Raw genomic sequence first — 14,355 nt, 5'->3', positions numbered from 1 at the left:
CATACGAATTACGGTGACAGTGCGCCATTTTCCGCATCTCAGCCCAGAGCAGTCTCATGGGTGCGAATTACGGAATTACGGTGACAGTGCACTATTTCCGCTTCGGTCGAGCAAAAAAATGCCGGACTTCAAGAAGCGGAGTTGCGTCAGGGAATGAATGGACTGTCACCGTAATTCCGATGTCCCGTCATCAGTTCGCGCATGAACTGGAAAACACCGCCAACCACATTGCTGGCGCCTCGCGCGCCGCGCCGACCGCCTTCTTTATGCCGCCCGTGTAAGCCAATATCCTGATCGGGGCGGTATGGTGGGCGGCAGTGATCATGGACAAGGCGACTAAGTTCGTACCATGGCGCATCACGCTGCTGGCATGCTTGCTCACCTTTGCAGCGGCTGGTCCGAGCCTCGCACTTCGTCGAGAGGCGTATTCGGCGGACGTTGTCCTGTCGATGGCAGGACAACTCGAACGTGCGACAGCGCGGTGTGCGACGTTTGCTCCATGTTGGGTTGTTGTCCCTGGGCGCGTCGTTGTCACTATCTACGCGTATCCGCCTCGGAACTCGTTCTATATACGCTCCGCAATCTCGGCGGACGCAGATGACTACGGATTATGTACGGGCGGCCTATTCCAAGAGGCGCCTGGCGACCAAGGTAGGGTAGCGTTGCAAGTTTGCCGGACTAGGCCAAAAAGCGATCCGGTGGGTGTGGTCTACATCAGAATCAATAATTGATAGGGCTGTGCGCCACCGCACTCTCGCCCAGTTCCGCTTCCAGTTCCTCGCTCACCGAGTTCGGCTCGCTCCCGATTGGCGCGCCGTCAACGCCCTGCAGCCAGGCGTCGGCATATTCTGTCCAATAGTCCGGCACGATGCGCTCTTGCCATCCTTTCGCGCCTGCTGGCCGTACATCCAGGCATAAGTGACGCGCTCCTGGTCTTTCTTAGCAACTGCCACAGTCTTCCTCCCGCTAGCGCCCCAAGGGCTGTTTTGAAAGCGAGACGAGTTCAGCCTCATCTTTGATGCCGGCCATGTAGTTGGCGATGATGCGGGAGGCGATGGCGTCTCGCGCCTCCGGCGACTGGTCTTGAAGCTTCAAATGCTCAAAGACCCTGCCGAGTAAAGCCAACTCTGTTGGATCGAAAATGCCGGCCTCATTCGCCCTTGTCCGTATTGGCATGGTTCTCCTCCCGGAAATCGTGCAGCGAAGCGTGCCGCAAATCTTCCTCACCGCGCAAGTGCTTCACGGAACTACGGTGACAGTGCACCATTTTCTACGCTAGAGCTGCTCCGCAGCCTAAGGGATCCATGTCGCGACTCTCGAGCGCCGCAACGGTGCAGAATCTCGCTCCGCTGCACCCTTCGGTAGAGGTCACGGAATGGATCCCAGGGTCTCCGCGACGCCGCTACGCGGCTGCTTCGCACTGGGATGACGAAGCAGCGATCGTCTAGCGTCAGCTACCGAAACGCCCCCAGCGGATCACTCTGCCCCCGTCACCGCAATCCCATTCCTGTTGCCCGTCGTAAGGCTCGACCACAGCAAACGGAATGCCTAACGATTCCAACAAATCGAGAATGCGTTTCGAGATGACGAGGCGGAAGGGTGTTGCGATTCCGAAATCGTCGCGGCCGGCCTTCCCATTTGCTTTCAGCCAGACGAAAGGTCGAAGCTGCAGCCCGGGTTGATCCTCTTGACACTCTTCCGAGGTAGTCACCTCGGCCTCGGCGAACGTTGCACCGGAAAAGCCCATCTTCTGCAGTGCGCGCTGGGTTTCCTGGGTGACGAGGAAACGGGCGAATGTCGCAAGAATTACGGTGACAGTGCACTATTTCTCGGCAAGAATTACGGTGACAGTGCACTATTTCTCGACATAGACACGGTTGATAAAATGCACATCACCGAATTGCAGTGCCCTATTCCTCCGCCCGTCCCGCCTTCTCCAGCGCCGCCTTACGCTGAATTTCGATGGTTCGATTCCAGAAGCGCACCACTTCAAAATGCTCTTGTCTGGTCAACCAGATCTTGTTCTCCAAACTGACCGGATCGCCACCAACCGCAATCGGTTTGATCTCGAACAGTTCCATGCCCTTGGAGCGGGGCGCTGTATCTTGTACGCTCATTTCAAGTCCTCCAGCGTAGCAAATAGACCGGCGAGGTCTCGCGCTATCGTCTCGGCGGATTGCCGTTCCATAAATATGAAAGGGATGCGCACGATTGGCATTTCTACGTCGTGGGTGTCGAAGCCATAGGCTTCCCCTCCTCCGTTCGACGCGAACAACAGGATGCCTGGCGCATATTTTTCAACCTCATATTCTCGATTGAAGTCTGCCAACTCTTCGGCTTTGAAAAAGATAATATAGTTGTCGCCGATGAAACCCTCGCCGCCATTATGCTCCTTGAGGAAGTCGGTGTAATCCTTGGGCAGCGCGACTCCCAGGCGTGCCGACAGGCCATCCACGACTGTGGAATCAGCCGGCGCGTCGAACTGGCCCTCTGTCAAACTATATCCCACCGCTGTCCTCCCAGGCCTCGAGGCGGATGATTGCCCCAGTGATTTACTGGAAACCCGATTCAGTGCACTGTCACCGTAATGCCATGGCGTACGCACCTCCCGCACCAATGATGGCGGGGCAATTGTCCCAATCGACGAAATTTCGTGGGCGATTGTCTCCTAACGATCTCATTTCTTACCGTCTCGCCAGTGCCATTGAACATTTGACCGCGTGTTCGCGAGTTCCAATGGCGGGTCGAGTTCGCCGTACTCCTCCTTGAACTGGTCCCGCCATTCGTGTTCATCGAGCACGTTGGCGTTGTTCCCGACATCTACGGCACTGACCCTAACCCAGGGCGAGTTCGGCTCGAGCATGGCATAGGCGCCTCCCGCGCCAATAATGGCGGGGCGATTGTCCCAATCGACGAAGTTTGGTGGGCGATTGTCCGACACTGGTCTCATATCTGAATCCTTTGATTTTTTAGAGCATAACGCGGATTGCCGCACATTTCACGAGAACTCGAAGGGGGTATCCAGCCTCTGCCCTATGTACGTGTGTGTGCCAGTCAAACTGCGCAGCAGAGGCGGTTGCGTCTGGTCTCCGAGGTCGTCGGAGTTGCCAATGATGGAGATGGAACGATTATTTCGAATTCTGCGACCTTGACCTGCCCTTCAACTTGGCAAGCACCTCACTCCAGATTGGATCGGCATCGCGACGGGCAGTAGCGTAGAGAGCTGCTTCCTGCGCCCGAAGGTGGGCGAGTTCTGGATCTGCTTCTTTCAAAACTCTGCTGCGCGTATAGAGATCCTGACCTCCTAGTTCGATCTTCGCCTTATAAATATTCGGCTCCCACAGCTGGACTTCGCCCAAGGTGCCGTCATCGAAGCGCACCGTTACCTTTCGGTCGAAGTAATCGTTGTCTTTTCCATACCACTTTCCGTCCTTAATTCTGTAGTGCTGTGCGAGCTTGGCTACGATCTCATCGGCCTGGGCCGGTGTCTTGACAACAAATCCAGCCCTAACAATGTCAATCAGCCTCGACCTCCAACCTCAATCTTCTCACCCGCCCTCGCCCTTGTCTTCATGCCGTTGGTCACGAACTTCGCGCCGACCTGATCGGAATTACGGTGACAGTGCACTATTTTCCAAACTCAGTCCCGAACCTCGCAGACGCATCGTACTCGTCCGCCCGCGCCGCTTTCTCCAGCGCCGCCTTACGCTGAATTTCGATAGTTCGATTCCAGAAGCGCACGGCTTCAAAATGCTCTTGTCTGGTCAACCAGGTCTTGTTCTCCAAACTGACAGGATCGCCCCCAAAAATAATCGGTGTGATCTCAAACAGCTCCATGCCCTTGGGGCGCGAATATTCATTTTGGTTGCTCATTCTCGGTCCTCTTCCAACCGAGCAAATAGATCGGCGAGGTCACGCGCAACGATGTCAGCGTATCGCCGATCCATACCAATGAATGGGATTTGCACGATTGACATGGCCGCATCGTCAGTGTCAAAGCCATAGCCTTCACCTGCTCCGTTCGATCCGAATAGGAGGATGCCCGGCGCATACTTTTCAACCCCATACTCTATGTTGAATTGCACCAATTCTTCGGCTTTAAAGAAAACAATATAGCTATCGCCGATGAAACCTTCGCCTCCATTATGCTCCTTGAGGAAGTCGGTGTAATCCTTGGGCAGCGCGACTCCCAGGCGTGCGGACAGGCCGTCCACGACTGTGGAATCAGCCGGCGCGTCGAACTGGCCCTCTGTCAAACTATATCCCACCGCTGTCCTCCCAGGCCTCGAGCAACTGATTCCACCGCGGCGTAGCTTGTTGTCGACGAACTTCGAATTACGGCGACAGTGCACCCTTTGGCATACCCGGCAGGTAGTCTGTATGAATTGACCGCATGGCCGCGTTTTGCTCGCGAAACCTCGGAGACAAGGCCGACTACCACAAGGGAATTAGTATACCGCCACCTTAATTCTGCCGAACGCTCAAGCCGCGAAATTGTTGTCCACGAACATCTCGGCAAATTGCTGGGGCGTGAGCGTCACATTGTTGTCGCGGGCGATTTTGAGGTTCCTTGCCCACATATCCCGGATTGCCGCAGGCATTCCCTCGGGCATGTGCATAGACTGGGCTATTGCGTCATGCCATTGCCCATCGCCGCCATAGAGAGATTGCAGTTTGGGGGCCATCTTTTTCAAGCCATCCTCCGACTCTTGAGAAAGTTCTCCGACGGCCCGGAGCACATAAAGCTCCAGCAGCCTAAGCAGCGGCTGTCCATCATAGCGTGGGTTAGTCGCCATTTTTCGCCTCACGCATCATAGGTCGCGTATTCGATGAGCCGCTGGCAGATGGCCGACAGGCTGGGCTTTTCTTCCAGCGACGCAACCCAAGCCTCGGTGAACTCGATCGCGATGAATATTTCGATGAAATATGTAAGCCCCGCTTTGGCGGCCGCCTTCGGAGGCACGGTGCTATCGTCGGGTGCGGTAGCAACCATTGCATTGGAATCCTCTGTCCAAGGCTCGGCCACATAAATCGTGTCATCCTCGTCAAAGTCTGACAACCGTCCGACGACGTCCAATAACTTGATTATTTTCCCCACAAAGAAAATCCTCCTCCACGATTCGGGTGCAATGCTTTCTGGAAGATAGTCCCAGGATCGTGCTGTGATCTAGGGACGAGTTGCATGACACCGGCCTTCATATCGTGATGCCAAGTGTAGCCGGGGGGCGCTCTGCGGGGAACGAGCCCCCTCTTTGTCCGCTGAAGGTTAATTCCCGCTTCCTGCAGAATTTTTGCGAAATCCGGCTCTCTTTCCATTAGAACCAACAGGGCTACGTTGGCTGCCTGGAAATGGCGCGGGCGCGAAACATTCGGGTACAATGCCGAATCGAGCTTTGTTTCAAACACCACACTATAGAACTGGCCGGTGGGTGCCGGACTTGCGCCAGCACCACCTGCACCTTCTGCGACAAGTTCGGGTCCAGGGTTGGGTAAATCGTCTGCGCCCTTGTAAAGGTCCACTCCTTCAGAAAGAACTTCCTCTGCCGAGTTGGCGAGCTTGCCATTGCCGCCGCGAACAAGTGCCTCGGCTCCTTCAGCTAGCTCGTCGGGCCGCCTCAAGACCTGCCCGAGTTCCTTAGCCAAGGGTCCGACAATCTTGCCAGCTTGGCTTAGGCCGACAGACGCCAGTCGATCAGCGGGCAATGCTCCTGCGGCATTGAGAAACATGTCGCCGTAGTTGCCATACCTGGCGGAGGTACCAGCCTTATCGGCCGCGAATACAGCACCCAAGGGCGTGAGGTCGGATAGCGAAAAGCCTTCCTCACCACCTCCCACAGAGCCAAGCATCTTCACCGTCAAATTCTGACGCGCGCTGCCTGGCTTACTGTCGCCGGCGACAAATCTGCCGATCCTATCTTGAAGCGTGGGAATGTAGTTCGTTGCTTCTACATTCGAATACCGCAGACCCAACTCGGCCGCTTTGCGCAAATCGAGCAGCATCTTGGGATCGACTATCCAATCGCGACGTGTTCGATCAGCTAGGCTTCTCTCCGTCCGAGCTGCACTTGTCCGAGTTAGGTGGTCTAGCATTGCCTCTTGCGCAGCCTCGGTAGGGAGCGCAGCAAAGATGTTGTTTAGGGTGTGATCTTGCGGGTTGGTTCCGTTTTTGAGTCCGTCGACAACGCCTCCTGCCACGGAATTGGGCAGCGGTTGAATCTTCTCGAAGCCCAGTTGCTGCTGAGCGGCGATCGAGCCGATGATGGCGGCCTGATAGTCCTCCGGCGTCGAAAGATTGTTCCAAGCCGCATCGAGATTCGCGAACGTCTTGCGGACATAACCGCCCGGATCGCCCTGCCTCTCTTTGAGTGTGAGGTCGGCGGCTGTGGCTATGGCGTCATGACGCGCGCTGTCCTCTTCCGGCGTCCCACTATCGGCCTTGGGTGAGGACTCTTTGACCATGGCCCGCACGGCCTCGTTCGACATACCGCGCATGCCGTAGAATTGGCGACTGACATCGATCGCTTGATTGAAGGCCTGAGAACGCCTGATCCCTTCCGTCGAGCCGTAGAGCGCCACGAACTGCTCGGGTGTGAAAATCGGTCCCGAATAGCTCCCTGTCTCCCTGATGGCGGCCGGCGCGTTCTGTTCGGCCAGGCTAATGCTGGCGCGCATTTCGACTTGCCGGGCAGCGTCGGCGGCCTGGGCTTGCTGGGCTAGGCCCGGCCGGTCTTCAGGCGGAATGTCGTCCCGGAAAGCCTGAGCCACTCGCTGGTCTGGCGTCAGCTTGCCAACGCGATCGCCGGTCGCGGCAGCGGGCTCCGAGTTGCCCGAGGCAAGAACCCAGGTGATCGGAGAAACGCCGGAGGCATCACCCCCCAAGGGCTCTCCCGGCGCCCCCACCCCAAACACCTCCAGCGCACGCTGCGGGTCCTTGGCGATCAGCGCCTCGAACCGCATCTTCGCCGCGGTGCCGAACCAGTCCTTCGCCTTCTGCTGCCTGATCCCCGGGTCGAGCCCCATCTTGTTGATCAAGTCGAGCCCTTGCTGACGGGCCGCTTCGAAGGTGAGGTGATCGTCGGGGTTGGCGTTGCCGATGGCGATGGCGCTGGTCTTCAGCGCCGTGTCGACCTCGGCCTGCTCGTAATCCTTGCGCCGCTGAAGCTGCCGTGCCGCCATGCGCAGCGCGCCGGTTCGACGCATCGCCTCCTTCTGTCCGGCGAAAGCGGCGCGCTGGCTCTCGGGCATGCCGGGCAAGGCTGCGGCAAACAGCTTGTCGAACAGCCCGGTCTTCACCACCCGCCCGTCGCGCGGGTCGACCAGGCCGTACATCGTCTCATGCAGACCGGCACCGTCGGCAGGCGCGTTGGCCGTCACCTCGTCTTCCGCCTGCGCGATCTGGCCGTTGAACCGGCGGCGGGCCAACTCGGCGTCGAACGCCTCCTGCTGGTCTTTCATCTGCTGGTAGCGCTCGGCGACAGCGGAAAGGTGATCGCCCAGCCCTTGCATGGCGCCGCCGATCGGCGACCCCTGCGGATATTGCGGCGCGTTGCCGGTATCGAGCCGGCGCTTGGCGATGGAAAGCGGGATGACGTGGACCATTGGCGGGTTCCTGCTCGAATGGCTTTGAACAAAAGGCGCGTGGCGCCGGCGATCGCGGCACGGCCGGATCGCGCGCACGCTGGTTGTCGCGGTCGCTGACCTTGTCGGATCGAAGATTTTGGTGAGGCTGGGTTGCCGGCGTCAGGGAGTGCCGACACCAGAAGCACATCGAGAAGGAACGGCGTTGAAAAGCTATTTCCTTGAAGAGCCGGCAGATGAGCAACAGGCGCGACGCGTGTTGAGCACGCTACTGCCTGGACAATCCGAGCCTTGGTTGCTCACGGCGGCCGAAGGCGGCGCTGTTGCCTATTTCAACATCACAATTTTGAAAGACGACGGCGGTTTGGCAATTCAGGCCGACATCAGCGGCCGCCATTTCGAACAGGATGAGGTGGTGCTAATCGTTCTGCGGGCTTTTCAACAGAAGCTTGGCGGTACCATTCGAGACGATTTCGACAACGACTTGCCCTAAGTAACCGCTGGCATCGGCTTGCCTGCGTGCGCAAGACCTATTTCGTGAACTCCAAGACAGTAAGTGTACCGTCGTCGATACCAATCGACACGAGATAACCGCTGTACGTATAGGCCTTCAGAACGTCCCCGTCCCTTCTCAGTTGGGTGAAACAATCTCCGGGATTGCGAGGCGGAATGGCTTTCCAGAGAATCTCGCCCACCTCGTCTATCCGCACAAGGTTGCACCCGTCCGGCACCTCCATCCAGTCGAGAAGCACGATGGCTCCTCCGTCCTCAGGTATTGATACCTGGCGGAGCATTTTTGGTGTCATGACGAGCGCGTACCTCAGTCCTGGCTCGGTTTTCCGGACATCCGGTTGTCCATGTCGGTGAGCTTGGCCAGGATGCCTTCTTGCGCTCTCACCATCGCTTGCTGGACGCGGATCAGTTTGAACGTTAGCCAGATCGAAACCCAAAGCTGGGCGATGAGATAAATCAGGAATGGCACCCATGAAATGAAGTAACCAAGCAGTGCGTTCTCCGATTCCATTATACCCCCGGATAGTAGTGTTACCACGATAACCTCTATTGCTGCCGTACACGCAGGAACGCAAGCCGCGCACTTGCAATGCGTCGTTTTTGTTGCGCTCCTACCGAAACGCCCCCAGCGGATCGCTCTGGCCCGCCGGTCGCCGCGCCGCCTTGAACTCCGCCGGATCGACCACCGCCTCGCGCAGCATCATCACGCCATAGCGCGTCGCCGCCATCAGGTCGTCGCGCAACTTCACCACCTGGCCGTCCTTGCGATGAAAAAGCCGAAACTCCTCGAACCAGTCGGTGAGCGTCGAAAACACCTTGAAGCGGCCGGATTGCATGCGGTCGAGCATCTCCATCAGCCCGGCCTCGACCGAGACCGAACCGTCGGGAAATTGCGCATGACGCGACAGCATGTTCAGCCCGTGCGCGGCATATTGTTTGGCCAGCGCCACGCCCGCCCCTTCCAGCGTCTCGCGGCGGCCGTCGCGCGGCCAGGCGAAGGGCAGCCATTCGCCCCAGGGTTTGAGCGTCAGCGTCTGCATCGCCGGCGTCTGCTGGGAGGCCCGCACTGCTTTTGTGACATAGACGACATCGGCCTCCGTATCCCAGGCGAGCTCGACGGCGGCGGAAGGGTGGTCCCAGCCGAAATCGAGCGCGCCGATGCGCGGCCAGTAGCGCGGCAGCCGGAACGGCTCGCAGGCGATCAGCGCCTCGGCCACCGGAAAGATGCGGCCCGAGCCCAGCACCGGAATGCCCCGGGCCCGCGCCTCGCGCTCATGCTCGGGATAGGCGGCGACGATCGCCGCGCGCTCCTGCGCCGAGTAGTGCGCGGCATCGTCGATGGTCATGAAGGTGACGTGACGGGTCATATCGGCTTGCCCTGATTACCCGCCGTGACGAGCTATTGCCATTGATAATACTGTTCATCGATGCGAAGTTGCTGATGACTCGGGGGAGATACATGATCCGCATAGCAATCGTCGTGGCCATTGCAGCCAGTGCATCCGCATGCCAATCGAACGTTCCGTATGATACCAGCAAGAAGACCTGCAAAATGTACCGCAATTCCAACGGGTTCGAACGCGAGGTCTGTATCCCGGACACACCCAATAAAGTATGCAATGTCTGGGCCAACCAATTAGGAACTGACGAAAGGATATGGTGCCAACCGCTCACCCGGAAAGCAACCGATCCCAAGGCCCGCGCCAGACAACTTGCGGGCAGCAAATACCCTTGATCTGACTCAGCTACCTGTTTTGACCGCAGCTTGCCCCCTCGCCTGCGCCTCGCGCTCATGCTCGGGATAGGCGGCAACGATCGCCGCGCGCTCCTGCGGCAAGTAGTGCGCGGTATCGTCGATGGTCATGAAGGTGACGTGACGGATCATGGGGTTCTCTGAATCACCTTGCAGTCGCCGCGCCGCCCCTCATCGCCCTGCCGGGCACTTCTCCCCGTATAGTGACGGGGAGAAGGACGCTGTCACCGATGGTTTCGCCAATTGCCAACGCAGCAACAAAGGCGCTGCAAGTGCGGCCAGCCCCCTCTCCCCGTCACTATACGGGGAGAGGATGCCGGCAGGCAGGTGAGGGGCGGCGCAGGCCGATGCAAGGAAGCGTAAAGGTCGATGTCACTTGCTTCAAAATCAATTCACTCACCCCTTCGCCATCTTCTCCACCTCGCCCGCCGACAAAAACAACAGCACCACATCGCTCATGCCAAGCAGCGGCGTAAAGGTCACGATGGTAATCCCGCCGGTGGCGTTGGTTCGGGTGAGGCCTTCGGAATAGATGTCGAGCGGCGGTTCCTCGTCGAACCAGACGCCGTGCAGCGTCTCGCCCTGCCATTTCTCGCGGCCTTTTTCGAAGCTCTTGAACGACAGCACGCTCTCGCCGGCCTGCACATCGCCGCCGCCGCCATGGCGCACCACGACGCTGTCGAGCGCGCCCGGCGCGCCGCGGCCCATGATGGTCTGACAAATGGCATCGGCCGGGATCATGCCGGTGCCCCAGGCCGCCTGCTGCTGCGGCGGGCCGACCAGGACGCGCTGCGGGTTGTCGCGCGTGCCCTCGCCGGTCACGCCGGCGGCCCACAGCCGCACGGGCGTGTCGAAAACCTTGCCTTGCCACCACTGGGGATAGCGGCCGGTGAGGTGCATGGCCCATTCCGCGCCGCCGGCCCTTGTCTTGCCGAGCTGGTTGCCGGCCATGAACAGCCTTTCGCGGTTGAGCGCCCCTGCCGCGTGAAATTCGGCCTGGCGCTGATACGGCTTGTACGCCGCCAGCTGGTTGCTGCGCCGCCTTCGGTCAAGCTCCGCCAGCAGCGCCAGATATTCCGTCCTGGCTGTGATCGGCGGGCTCTTCGAGGAACGGTTTGACGATGGCTTCGAGGCTGCGGATACGGCTGCGGATCTCTTCATCGCTCAGGGCATCCAGATGGTTGATGGCGACATCGAAATCTTTGGGCAGAACCGACAGCACGATCTTCAGATACTGGTCCGGCTTGTCGGCCCGCACCTCGGCGATGACGCCGGCGCCATACGCGCGGAAGTCCGCACGCACGGCGGCCAGGAACTCATCGCCCAGCGTCTTCTTCGTCCGCTTCGGACGGGGTTTTCGCGCAACCGCCTCGCGGGCAGGCTTACGCCTTGCCGGCCCTGCCTTGCGGCGCGCCGGCTGGTCAGAAGTGCCGTCAGCCATCGATCTGGCCCATCGTCTGTGCAGCGGCTTCGCTGGCCGCCCTGCCTGCCTTCGGCATCAATCCGGCCGGTTTCTTCGAGCGGGTTCTCTTCTTCGCCCGCTTGGCGCGCTTGGGCTTTGCCGCGGCAGGTTTTGCGGCGCCAATGCGTTTTGCCGCCTGCGCCTTCAGCCGCGCCAATACGAGACCGATGGCCTGCCCGCCGATGCCGGCTTGCGGAAAGCCAAAGCCGCCGGCCGCGTCCCGCACCATGCCGATCAGCACGCTTAATGCCACTTGTTCGATCCGGCCCAGGCGCGGTTGGGGTGCCGCACCCTCGAACGCGCCAATGGCGCTGACGATTTCGCGGCCGTCATCGTCGGTGATGATCGTGGCGTAGCGTGGCATGGTGGTCTCCAAGTCGAAAGCCTGCGGCTGGCACGTGAAGACGTTGCGCCGTCTCGCCGCCACCGCGCGAGGGGCAAGCATTGCGCCCATCACTGCAGATAATTATTGACGAATAGTCCGCCGGTGAAAGACAAAGTCACAATTGGCACTGTCAGGGTTCGGGGGGACCGGGATGGGAATACAAGTCGAACTGGCCAAGATATGTCGGCGCGTCTATCCAGGACCGCTCAATCAACGGCAATTGACCATCGCCGGCGAGCCGATCCAAAGTCAGCGATACATCCACGGCTCATTTGGCCGAGGTTATTGCCGCGTGTTTTTTAATGAAGCTTCCGTAGTTGTGGCATTTCGTGGGACGCGCGAGATCATCGACTGGCAGATCTCAAATTTTCGATTTTTGCGGGAGCCTTTGCGTGACTGCGGCCCTGCAGGCGACCACATCGGCGTTCACAGAGGATTTCAGCGGACACTTGACTATACCGACAAGACCACAGGCTTAAGGAGCCTGGAAGCGATTTTGCGCATACTTCAGGAAATAGACGTTAACAGCCGAAACCTATGGATCACCGGACATTCTCTGGGCGGCGCACTCGCAACCATCTTTGCCGCCAAGTTGCGGCATAGTCGTCCGGACCTCATTGCCGGCAACTTGCGAGGTATCGTTCTATTCGGCGCCCCTGCGGTTGGCGGTGTCAGCTTCAAGCGGCACTATGGAGCGCTAAACGACCTCACCGAACGTTATATAAACAATCTCGATCCTGTCCCGTTCACGCCCCCGATCGGCTTCTGCCATATCGGCCGCGGCTCCTGGTACAGAGACCGTCAATGGATTCCCGACCCAGGTTGGCCGACCCGATTGTCCATGGCCATCCGCCACCGGCCTTCGGCCATGATTGGCGATCACTCGATGAACGCCTATGTGGAAGCGCTAAGCCGGTGAAAGCCGGCTGACCGGCGCCGCGGAACTGCGTGGCTATCGGGCGGCGCCCAAAACACAAAACCCGCCTCCGCGGCGGGTCGTTGGCGCAAATCAGCCCATGGACAAATATGTAGCATGGCTGCCCTCACCCGGTCAATGCTTTCAAGGAAAAAATTCCTACTTGTTTTCTCGGCGCCGCTGCAAAAACGCAATCGGCATCGCTCAAGCGGCAAGCTGAAAAAACAGAAACCCGCCTCGCGGCGGGTCATCGGCGCAAATCAGCACCATGGATGAATCATGGCACAACTGCCCCCACGCGACAATCGCGGCGGCAGCAACCGGCCGCCGCCAACTTGCATCCCGTAGCCGGCTTTTCATCAGCCGGCAGCTGTGGGACCATCAGTTGAAGCTCATGGAATGATTCGCGTCGTACGGCCTTGTAGGAGAGGACGATGGACAGGCCAGCCATGGCATCCGTATTCAGGATGCGGCATGCTCCAGCCACGGTGTCCGGTGTGCGCAGCACCGGTCAGGGCCAGGCTGATCCGATTATCCGCGTGAACTCGCTCGGCGACGCGATCCGCTTCGTCGCCAACGCCTACCCCAACTATGACATCGACGCCGTCACCGTCACCTGCGGCGATCCGTCGATCCCGCGCCTCGGCAGCCTGGAGGTCAAGGCGGTGTGGCGCGAATATGGCGAGCGGCTGACCCAGGAATAGGCCGGCGGCACGAGCCGGCGCCTTGCCCGGCATCCCCGGCCGAAACCGCCGCACGCGGCTTCGGATCGGAAACGCCGCTGGCGCGTTTCACCCTTGGTCAATGGAGGGAACAACCATCATGAACGTCGCCAATCTGCAACTCGAAGGCCTGCTGATGGCCGTCGCATCGATCAACCACGTGCTGGTTCGCAAGGGGGTGCTGACATCGGAGGAGATCGACATTGCGCTGCGCAAGGCCGAAGCCGGCGAAACCGGCGAGGAGCGGTCCAACGGCATGTCGGCGTCGAGCCGCGACGCCGTCAACTTCCCGATCCGGCTGCTTGAGCTTGCCAACCAGTGCCAGCCCGAGGCCGACATGCCGTCCTTCTCGAAACTGGCCCGCATGGTCGGCCAGATGAAGGAGCCTTACAACGATCAGATGTGAGGTTCTCACGCCCTGCCCGGCCAGCCCAAATTCAGCGCCAGCACCCTGCCCGGCCCGTGCACGGCGGCGAACAGCAGTCCGGCCATGAAGGAAAAATGGTCGACGAAGAAGCCGAACTCGGCCTGGTTGCTGGCCCAGTGGCTGGGGCCGTGGAAGGCAAAGCCCAGGAACAGCACATAGCCGGCCGCGACGAGAGCCGCCTGGGTGAAGAAGGCGCCGCTCAGGAAACACAGCACCAGCGCCACCTCCAGGATCGCCGCGCACCAGGCGAGGAAGAGCGGGAAGGGAAAGCCGGCGGCGGCGATGAAGCCGGCGGTGGCGCCCATGCCCATGAACTTGAACGTCACCGCCATCAGGAAGACGGCGGCGAAGATCAGGCGGGCAATGAGAAGGGCCGCGGTCTGCCACGGCGATTGAATGATGTCCGGCATGCTGTCTCTCCAGGGTTGCGATGGATTTCGACCCAAGGACGGGCGATGCCGCGCGGTTCCGACACCGGCCTGAAATTTTTGTCCCGCAAGCGCCGCCGCAAGCGCCGCCGCGAGGGACGCCGGCAGCGCTCCGGCGCCCGCCGACAGGGCGTCGTCCCGGGGCCCCAGGCTTGCCGCGACCTGCCCCGG

25 protein-coding genes and 1 pseudogene are annotated in these 14,355 nt (G+C 59.8%); 6 read left to right on the top strand and 20 right to left on the bottom strand.

The genetic code is table 11. The annotated features are described in order from the left end of the window. Window positions 1-720: 720 nt before the first annotated feature. The 12 genes from JG746_RS37160 to JG746_RS15250 form a co-directional block, all read right to left on the bottom strand. Complete coding sequence (locus tag JG746_RS37160; protein ID WP_244730829.1) at window positions 721-867, bottom strand: hypothetical protein; 147 nt, start codon at window positions 865-867, stop codon at window positions 721-723. Window positions 868-966: 99 nt separating this feature from the next. Then, entirely contained in the window at window positions 967-1,176 is a 210-nt protein-coding gene (locus JG746_RS15300; RefSeq protein WP_202358882.1) for a hypothetical protein, read from the bottom strand. A gap of 274 nt (window positions 1,177-1,450) precedes the next feature. Then, on the bottom strand, window positions 1,451-1,747 hold the full coding sequence (locus tag JG746_RS15295) for a hypothetical protein (RefSeq protein WP_202358881.1): 297 nt from the start codon (window positions 1,745-1,747) through the stop codon (window positions 1,451-1,453). A 163-nt stretch (window positions 1,748-1,910) separates the two neighbouring features. Next, window positions 1,911-2,117 carry a hypothetical protein gene (locus JG746_RS15290; protein ID WP_202358880.1) on the bottom strand — a complete coding sequence of 69 codons (207 nt, stop codon included), beginning with the start codon at window positions 2,115-2,117 and terminating at the stop codon, window positions 1,911-1,913. Continuing rightward, window positions 2,114-2,497 carry an SMI1/KNR4 family protein gene (locus tag JG746_RS15285; RefSeq protein WP_244730827.1) on the bottom strand — a complete coding sequence of 128 codons (384 nt, stop codon included), beginning with the start codon at window positions 2,495-2,497 and terminating at the stop codon, window positions 2,114-2,116. Before JG746_RS15285 ends, JG746_RS15290 begins: the two co-directional genes overlap by 4 nt. A gap of 180 nt (window positions 2,498-2,677) precedes the next feature. Then, a complete protein-coding gene (locus JG746_RS15280) occupies window positions 2,678-2,950 on the bottom strand; it encodes a hypothetical protein (RefSeq protein WP_202358878.1) in 273 nt (90 codons plus the stop codon). A 178-nt stretch (window positions 2,951-3,128) separates the two neighbouring features. Further along, window positions 3,129-3,380, bottom strand: a complete 252-nt coding sequence (locus JG746_RS15275) for a hypothetical protein (RefSeq protein ID WP_202358877.1) — start codon at window positions 3,378-3,380, stop codon at window positions 3,129-3,131. Between the two features lie 247 nt (window positions 3,381-3,627). Next, on the bottom strand, window positions 3,628-3,873 hold the full coding sequence (locus tag JG746_RS15270) for a hypothetical protein (protein ID WP_202358876.1): 246 nt from the start codon (window positions 3,871-3,873) through the stop codon (window positions 3,628-3,630). Continuing rightward, a complete protein-coding gene (locus JG746_RS15265) occupies window positions 3,870-4,256 on the bottom strand; it encodes an SMI1/KNR4 family protein (RefSeq protein ID WP_244730825.1) in 387 nt (128 codons plus the stop codon). Before JG746_RS15265 ends, JG746_RS15270 begins: the two co-directional genes overlap by 4 nt. Before the next feature lie 225 nt (window positions 4,257-4,481). Further along, window positions 4,482-4,796: a hypothetical protein gene (locus JG746_RS15260; RefSeq protein ID WP_202358874.1), complete on the bottom strand. Its 315-nt coding sequence runs from the start codon at window positions 4,794-4,796 to the stop codon at window positions 4,482-4,484. An 8-nt stretch (window positions 4,797-4,804) separates the two neighbouring features. Further along, window positions 4,805-5,098 carry a hypothetical protein gene (locus JG746_RS15255; RefSeq protein WP_202358873.1) on the bottom strand — a complete coding sequence of 98 codons (294 nt, stop codon included), beginning with the start codon at window positions 5,096-5,098 and terminating at the stop codon, window positions 4,805-4,807. Next, on the bottom strand, window positions 5,086-7,599 hold the full coding sequence (locus JG746_RS15250) for an HNH endonuclease (protein WP_202358872.1): 2,514 nt from the start codon (window positions 7,597-7,599) through the stop codon (window positions 5,086-5,088). Before JG746_RS15250 ends, JG746_RS15255 begins: the two co-directional genes overlap by 13 nt. A 184-nt stretch (window positions 7,600-7,783) precedes the next feature. Between JG746_RS15250 and JG746_RS15245 the strand changes: the two genes are divergently transcribed. Continuing rightward, window positions 7,784-8,071, top strand: coding sequence for a hypothetical protein (locus JG746_RS15245; protein WP_202358871.1), 288 nt, complete (start codon window positions 7,784-7,786; stop codon window positions 8,069-8,071). Window positions 8,072-8,108: 37 nt separating this feature from the next. Here JG746_RS15245 and JG746_RS15240 read toward each other — a convergent pair whose 3' ends face one another. The 3 genes from JG746_RS15240 to JG746_RS15230 form a co-directional block, all read right to left on the bottom strand. Continuing rightward, on the bottom strand, window positions 8,109-8,372 hold the full coding sequence (locus JG746_RS15240) for a hypothetical protein (protein WP_202358870.1): 264 nt from the start codon (window positions 8,370-8,372) through the stop codon (window positions 8,109-8,111). 26 nt (window positions 8,373-8,398) lie between these two features. Next, a complete protein-coding gene (locus JG746_RS15235; protein WP_202358869.1) occupies window positions 8,399-8,602 on the bottom strand; it encodes a hypothetical protein in 204 nt (67 codons plus the stop codon). Between the two features lie 100 nt (window positions 8,603-8,702). Next, on the bottom strand, window positions 8,703-9,458 hold the full coding sequence (locus JG746_RS15230; RefSeq protein WP_202358868.1) for a phage terminase large subunit family protein: 756 nt from the start codon (window positions 9,456-9,458) through the stop codon (window positions 8,703-8,705). Between the two features lie 92 nt (window positions 9,459-9,550). Between JG746_RS15230 and JG746_RS15225 the strand changes: the two genes are divergently transcribed. Further along, window positions 9,551-9,826 carry a hypothetical protein gene (locus JG746_RS15225; protein WP_202358867.1) on the top strand — a complete coding sequence of 92 codons (276 nt, stop codon included), beginning with the start codon at window positions 9,551-9,553 and terminating at the stop codon, window positions 9,824-9,826. A 6-nt stretch (window positions 9,827-9,832) separates the two neighbouring features. Here JG746_RS15225 and JG746_RS15220 read toward each other — a convergent pair whose 3' ends face one another. The 4 genes and pseudogenes from JG746_RS15220 to JG746_RS15205 all read right to left on the bottom strand — a co-directional run bounded on the left by JG746_RS15220 (window position 9,833) and on the right by JG746_RS15205 (window position 11,670). After that, entirely contained in the window at window positions 9,833-9,976 is a 144-nt protein-coding gene (locus JG746_RS15220) for a hypothetical protein (RefSeq protein WP_244730823.1), read from the bottom strand. Between the two features lie 300 nt (window positions 9,977-10,276). After that, a pseudogene (locus tag JG746_RS15215) lies at window positions 10,277-10,936 on the bottom strand (terminase large subunit domain-containing protein); the annotation flags it as partial. Beyond that, on the bottom strand, window positions 10,893-11,285 hold the full coding sequence (locus tag JG746_RS15210; RefSeq protein WP_202358865.1) for a hypothetical protein: 393 nt from the start codon (window positions 11,283-11,285) through the stop codon (window positions 10,893-10,895). The gene JG746_RS15210 and the pseudogene JG746_RS15215, both read right to left, overlap by 44 nt. Continuing rightward, window positions 11,278-11,670 carry a hypothetical protein gene (locus tag JG746_RS15205; RefSeq protein WP_202358864.1) on the bottom strand — a complete coding sequence of 131 codons (393 nt, stop codon included), beginning with the start codon at window positions 11,668-11,670 and terminating at the stop codon, window positions 11,278-11,280. The genes JG746_RS15210 and JG746_RS15205 overlap by 8 nt, the downstream gene beginning before the upstream one ends. 172 nt (window positions 11,671-11,842) lie before the next feature. On the opposite strand from JG746_RS15205, the gene JG746_RS15200 reads away from it, so the two are divergent. The 4 genes from JG746_RS15200 to JG746_RS15185 all read left to right on the top strand — a co-directional run bounded on the left by JG746_RS15200 (window position 11,843) and on the right by JG746_RS15185 (window position 13,735). Continuing rightward, window positions 11,843-12,610, top strand: a complete 768-nt coding sequence (locus tag JG746_RS15200; protein WP_202358863.1) for a lipase family protein — start codon at window positions 11,843-11,845, stop codon at window positions 12,608-12,610. Between the two features lie 114 nt (window positions 12,611-12,724). Next, entirely contained in the window at window positions 12,725-12,883 is a 159-nt protein-coding gene (locus JG746_RS15195) for a hypothetical protein (RefSeq protein ID WP_202358862.1), read from the top strand. A 158-nt stretch (window positions 12,884-13,041) separates the two neighbouring features. Beyond that, the gene (locus JG746_RS15190) at window positions 13,042-13,311 is read left to right on the top strand and encodes a hypothetical protein (protein ID WP_202358861.1); all 270 of its coding nucleotides are present in this window, start codon (window positions 13,042-13,044) and stop codon (window positions 13,309-13,311) included. A gap of 118 nt (window positions 13,312-13,429) precedes the next feature. Continuing rightward, complete coding sequence (locus JG746_RS15185; protein WP_202358860.1) at window positions 13,430-13,735, top strand: hypothetical protein; 306 nt, start codon at window positions 13,430-13,432, stop codon at window positions 13,733-13,735. A gap of 5 nt (window positions 13,736-13,740) precedes the next feature. Here JG746_RS15185 and JG746_RS15180 read toward each other — a convergent pair whose 3' ends face one another. Next, complete coding sequence (locus JG746_RS15180; protein WP_202358859.1) at window positions 13,741-14,166, bottom strand: DoxX family protein; 426 nt, start codon at window positions 14,164-14,166, stop codon at window positions 13,741-13,743. Between the last annotated feature and the right edge of the window lie 189 nt (window positions 14,167-14,355).

The organism is Mesorhizobium sp. 113-3-3 (assembly GCF_016756495.1).
GTDB lineage: Bacteria > Pseudomonadota > Alphaproteobacteria > Rhizobiales > Rhizobiaceae > Mesorhizobium.
The sequence above is the reverse complement of the archived record's forward strand: the minus strand, read 5'-3'. Positions and strand labels throughout refer to the sequence as shown.

Excerpts from the sequence above, each read along its gene's own strand:
- JG746_RS15250 (WP_202358872.1), bottom strand. The coding sequence starts at position 7,599 with ATGGTCCACGTCATCCCGCTTTCCATCGCCAAGCGCCGGCTCGATACC.
- JG746_RS15295 (WP_202358881.1), bottom strand. The coding sequence starts at position 1,747 with ATGGGCTTTTCCGGTGCAACGTTCGCCGAGGCCGAGGTGACTACCTCG.
- JG746_RS15225 (WP_202358867.1), top strand. The coding sequence starts at position 9,551 with ATGATCCGCATAGCAATCGTCGTGGCCATTGCAGCCAGTGCATCCGCA.
- JG746_RS15240 (WP_202358870.1), bottom strand. The coding sequence starts at position 8,372 with ATGCTCCGCCAGGTATCAATACCTGAGGACGGAGGAGCCATCGTGCTT.
- JG746_RS15260 (WP_202358874.1), bottom strand. The coding sequence starts at position 4,796 with ATGGCGACTAACCCACGCTATGATGGACAGCCGCTGCTTAGGCTGCTG.
- JG746_RS15205 (WP_202358864.1), bottom strand. The coding sequence starts at position 11,670 with ATGCCACGCTACGCCACGATCATCACCGACGATGACGGCCGCGAAATC.
- JG746_RS15180 (WP_202358859.1), bottom strand. The coding sequence starts at position 14,166 with ATGCCGGACATCATTCAATCGCCGTGGCAGACCGCGGCCCTTCTCATT.
- JG746_RS15280 (WP_202358878.1), bottom strand. The coding sequence starts at position 2,950 with ATGAGACCAGTGTCGGACAATCGCCCACCAAACTTCGTCGATTGGGAC.
- JG746_RS15195 (WP_202358862.1), top strand. The coding sequence starts at position 12,725 with ATGGCTGCCCTCACCCGGTCAATGCTTTCAAGGAAAAAATTCCTACTT.
- JG746_RS15290 (WP_202358880.1), bottom strand. The coding sequence starts at position 2,117 with ATGAGCGTACAAGATACAGCGCCCCGCTCCAAGGGCATGGAACTGTTC.
- JG746_RS15185 (WP_202358860.1), top strand. The coding sequence starts at position 13,430 with ATGAACGTCGCCAATCTGCAACTCGAAGGCCTGCTGATGGCCGTCGCA.
- JG746_RS15300 (WP_202358882.1), bottom strand. The coding sequence starts at position 1,176 with ATGCCAATACGGACAAGGGCGAATGAGGCCGGCATTTTCGATCCAACA.
- JG746_RS15190 (WP_202358861.1), top strand. The coding sequence starts at position 13,042 with ATGGACAGGCCAGCCATGGCATCCGTATTCAGGATGCGGCATGCTCCA.
- JG746_RS15210 (WP_202358865.1), bottom strand. The coding sequence starts at position 11,285 with ATGGCTGACGGCACTTCTGACCAGCCGGCGCGCCGCAAGGCAGGGCCG.
- JG746_RS15200 (WP_202358863.1), top strand. The coding sequence starts at position 11,843 with ATGGGAATACAAGTCGAACTGGCCAAGATATGTCGGCGCGTCTATCCA.
- JG746_RS15235 (WP_202358869.1), bottom strand. The coding sequence starts at position 8,602 with ATGGAATCGGAGAACGCACTGCTTGGTTACTTCATTTCATGGGTGCCA.
- JG746_RS15220 (WP_244730823.1), bottom strand. The coding sequence starts at position 9,976 with ATGATCCGTCACGTCACCTTCATGACCATCGACGATACCGCGCACTAC.
- JG746_RS15230 (WP_202358868.1), bottom strand. The coding sequence starts at position 9,458 with ATGACCCGTCACGTCACCTTCATGACCATCGACGATGCCGCGCACTAC.
- JG746_RS15270 (WP_202358876.1), bottom strand. The coding sequence starts at position 3,873 with ATGAGCAACCAAAATGAATATTCGCGCCCCAAGGGCATGGAGCTGTTT.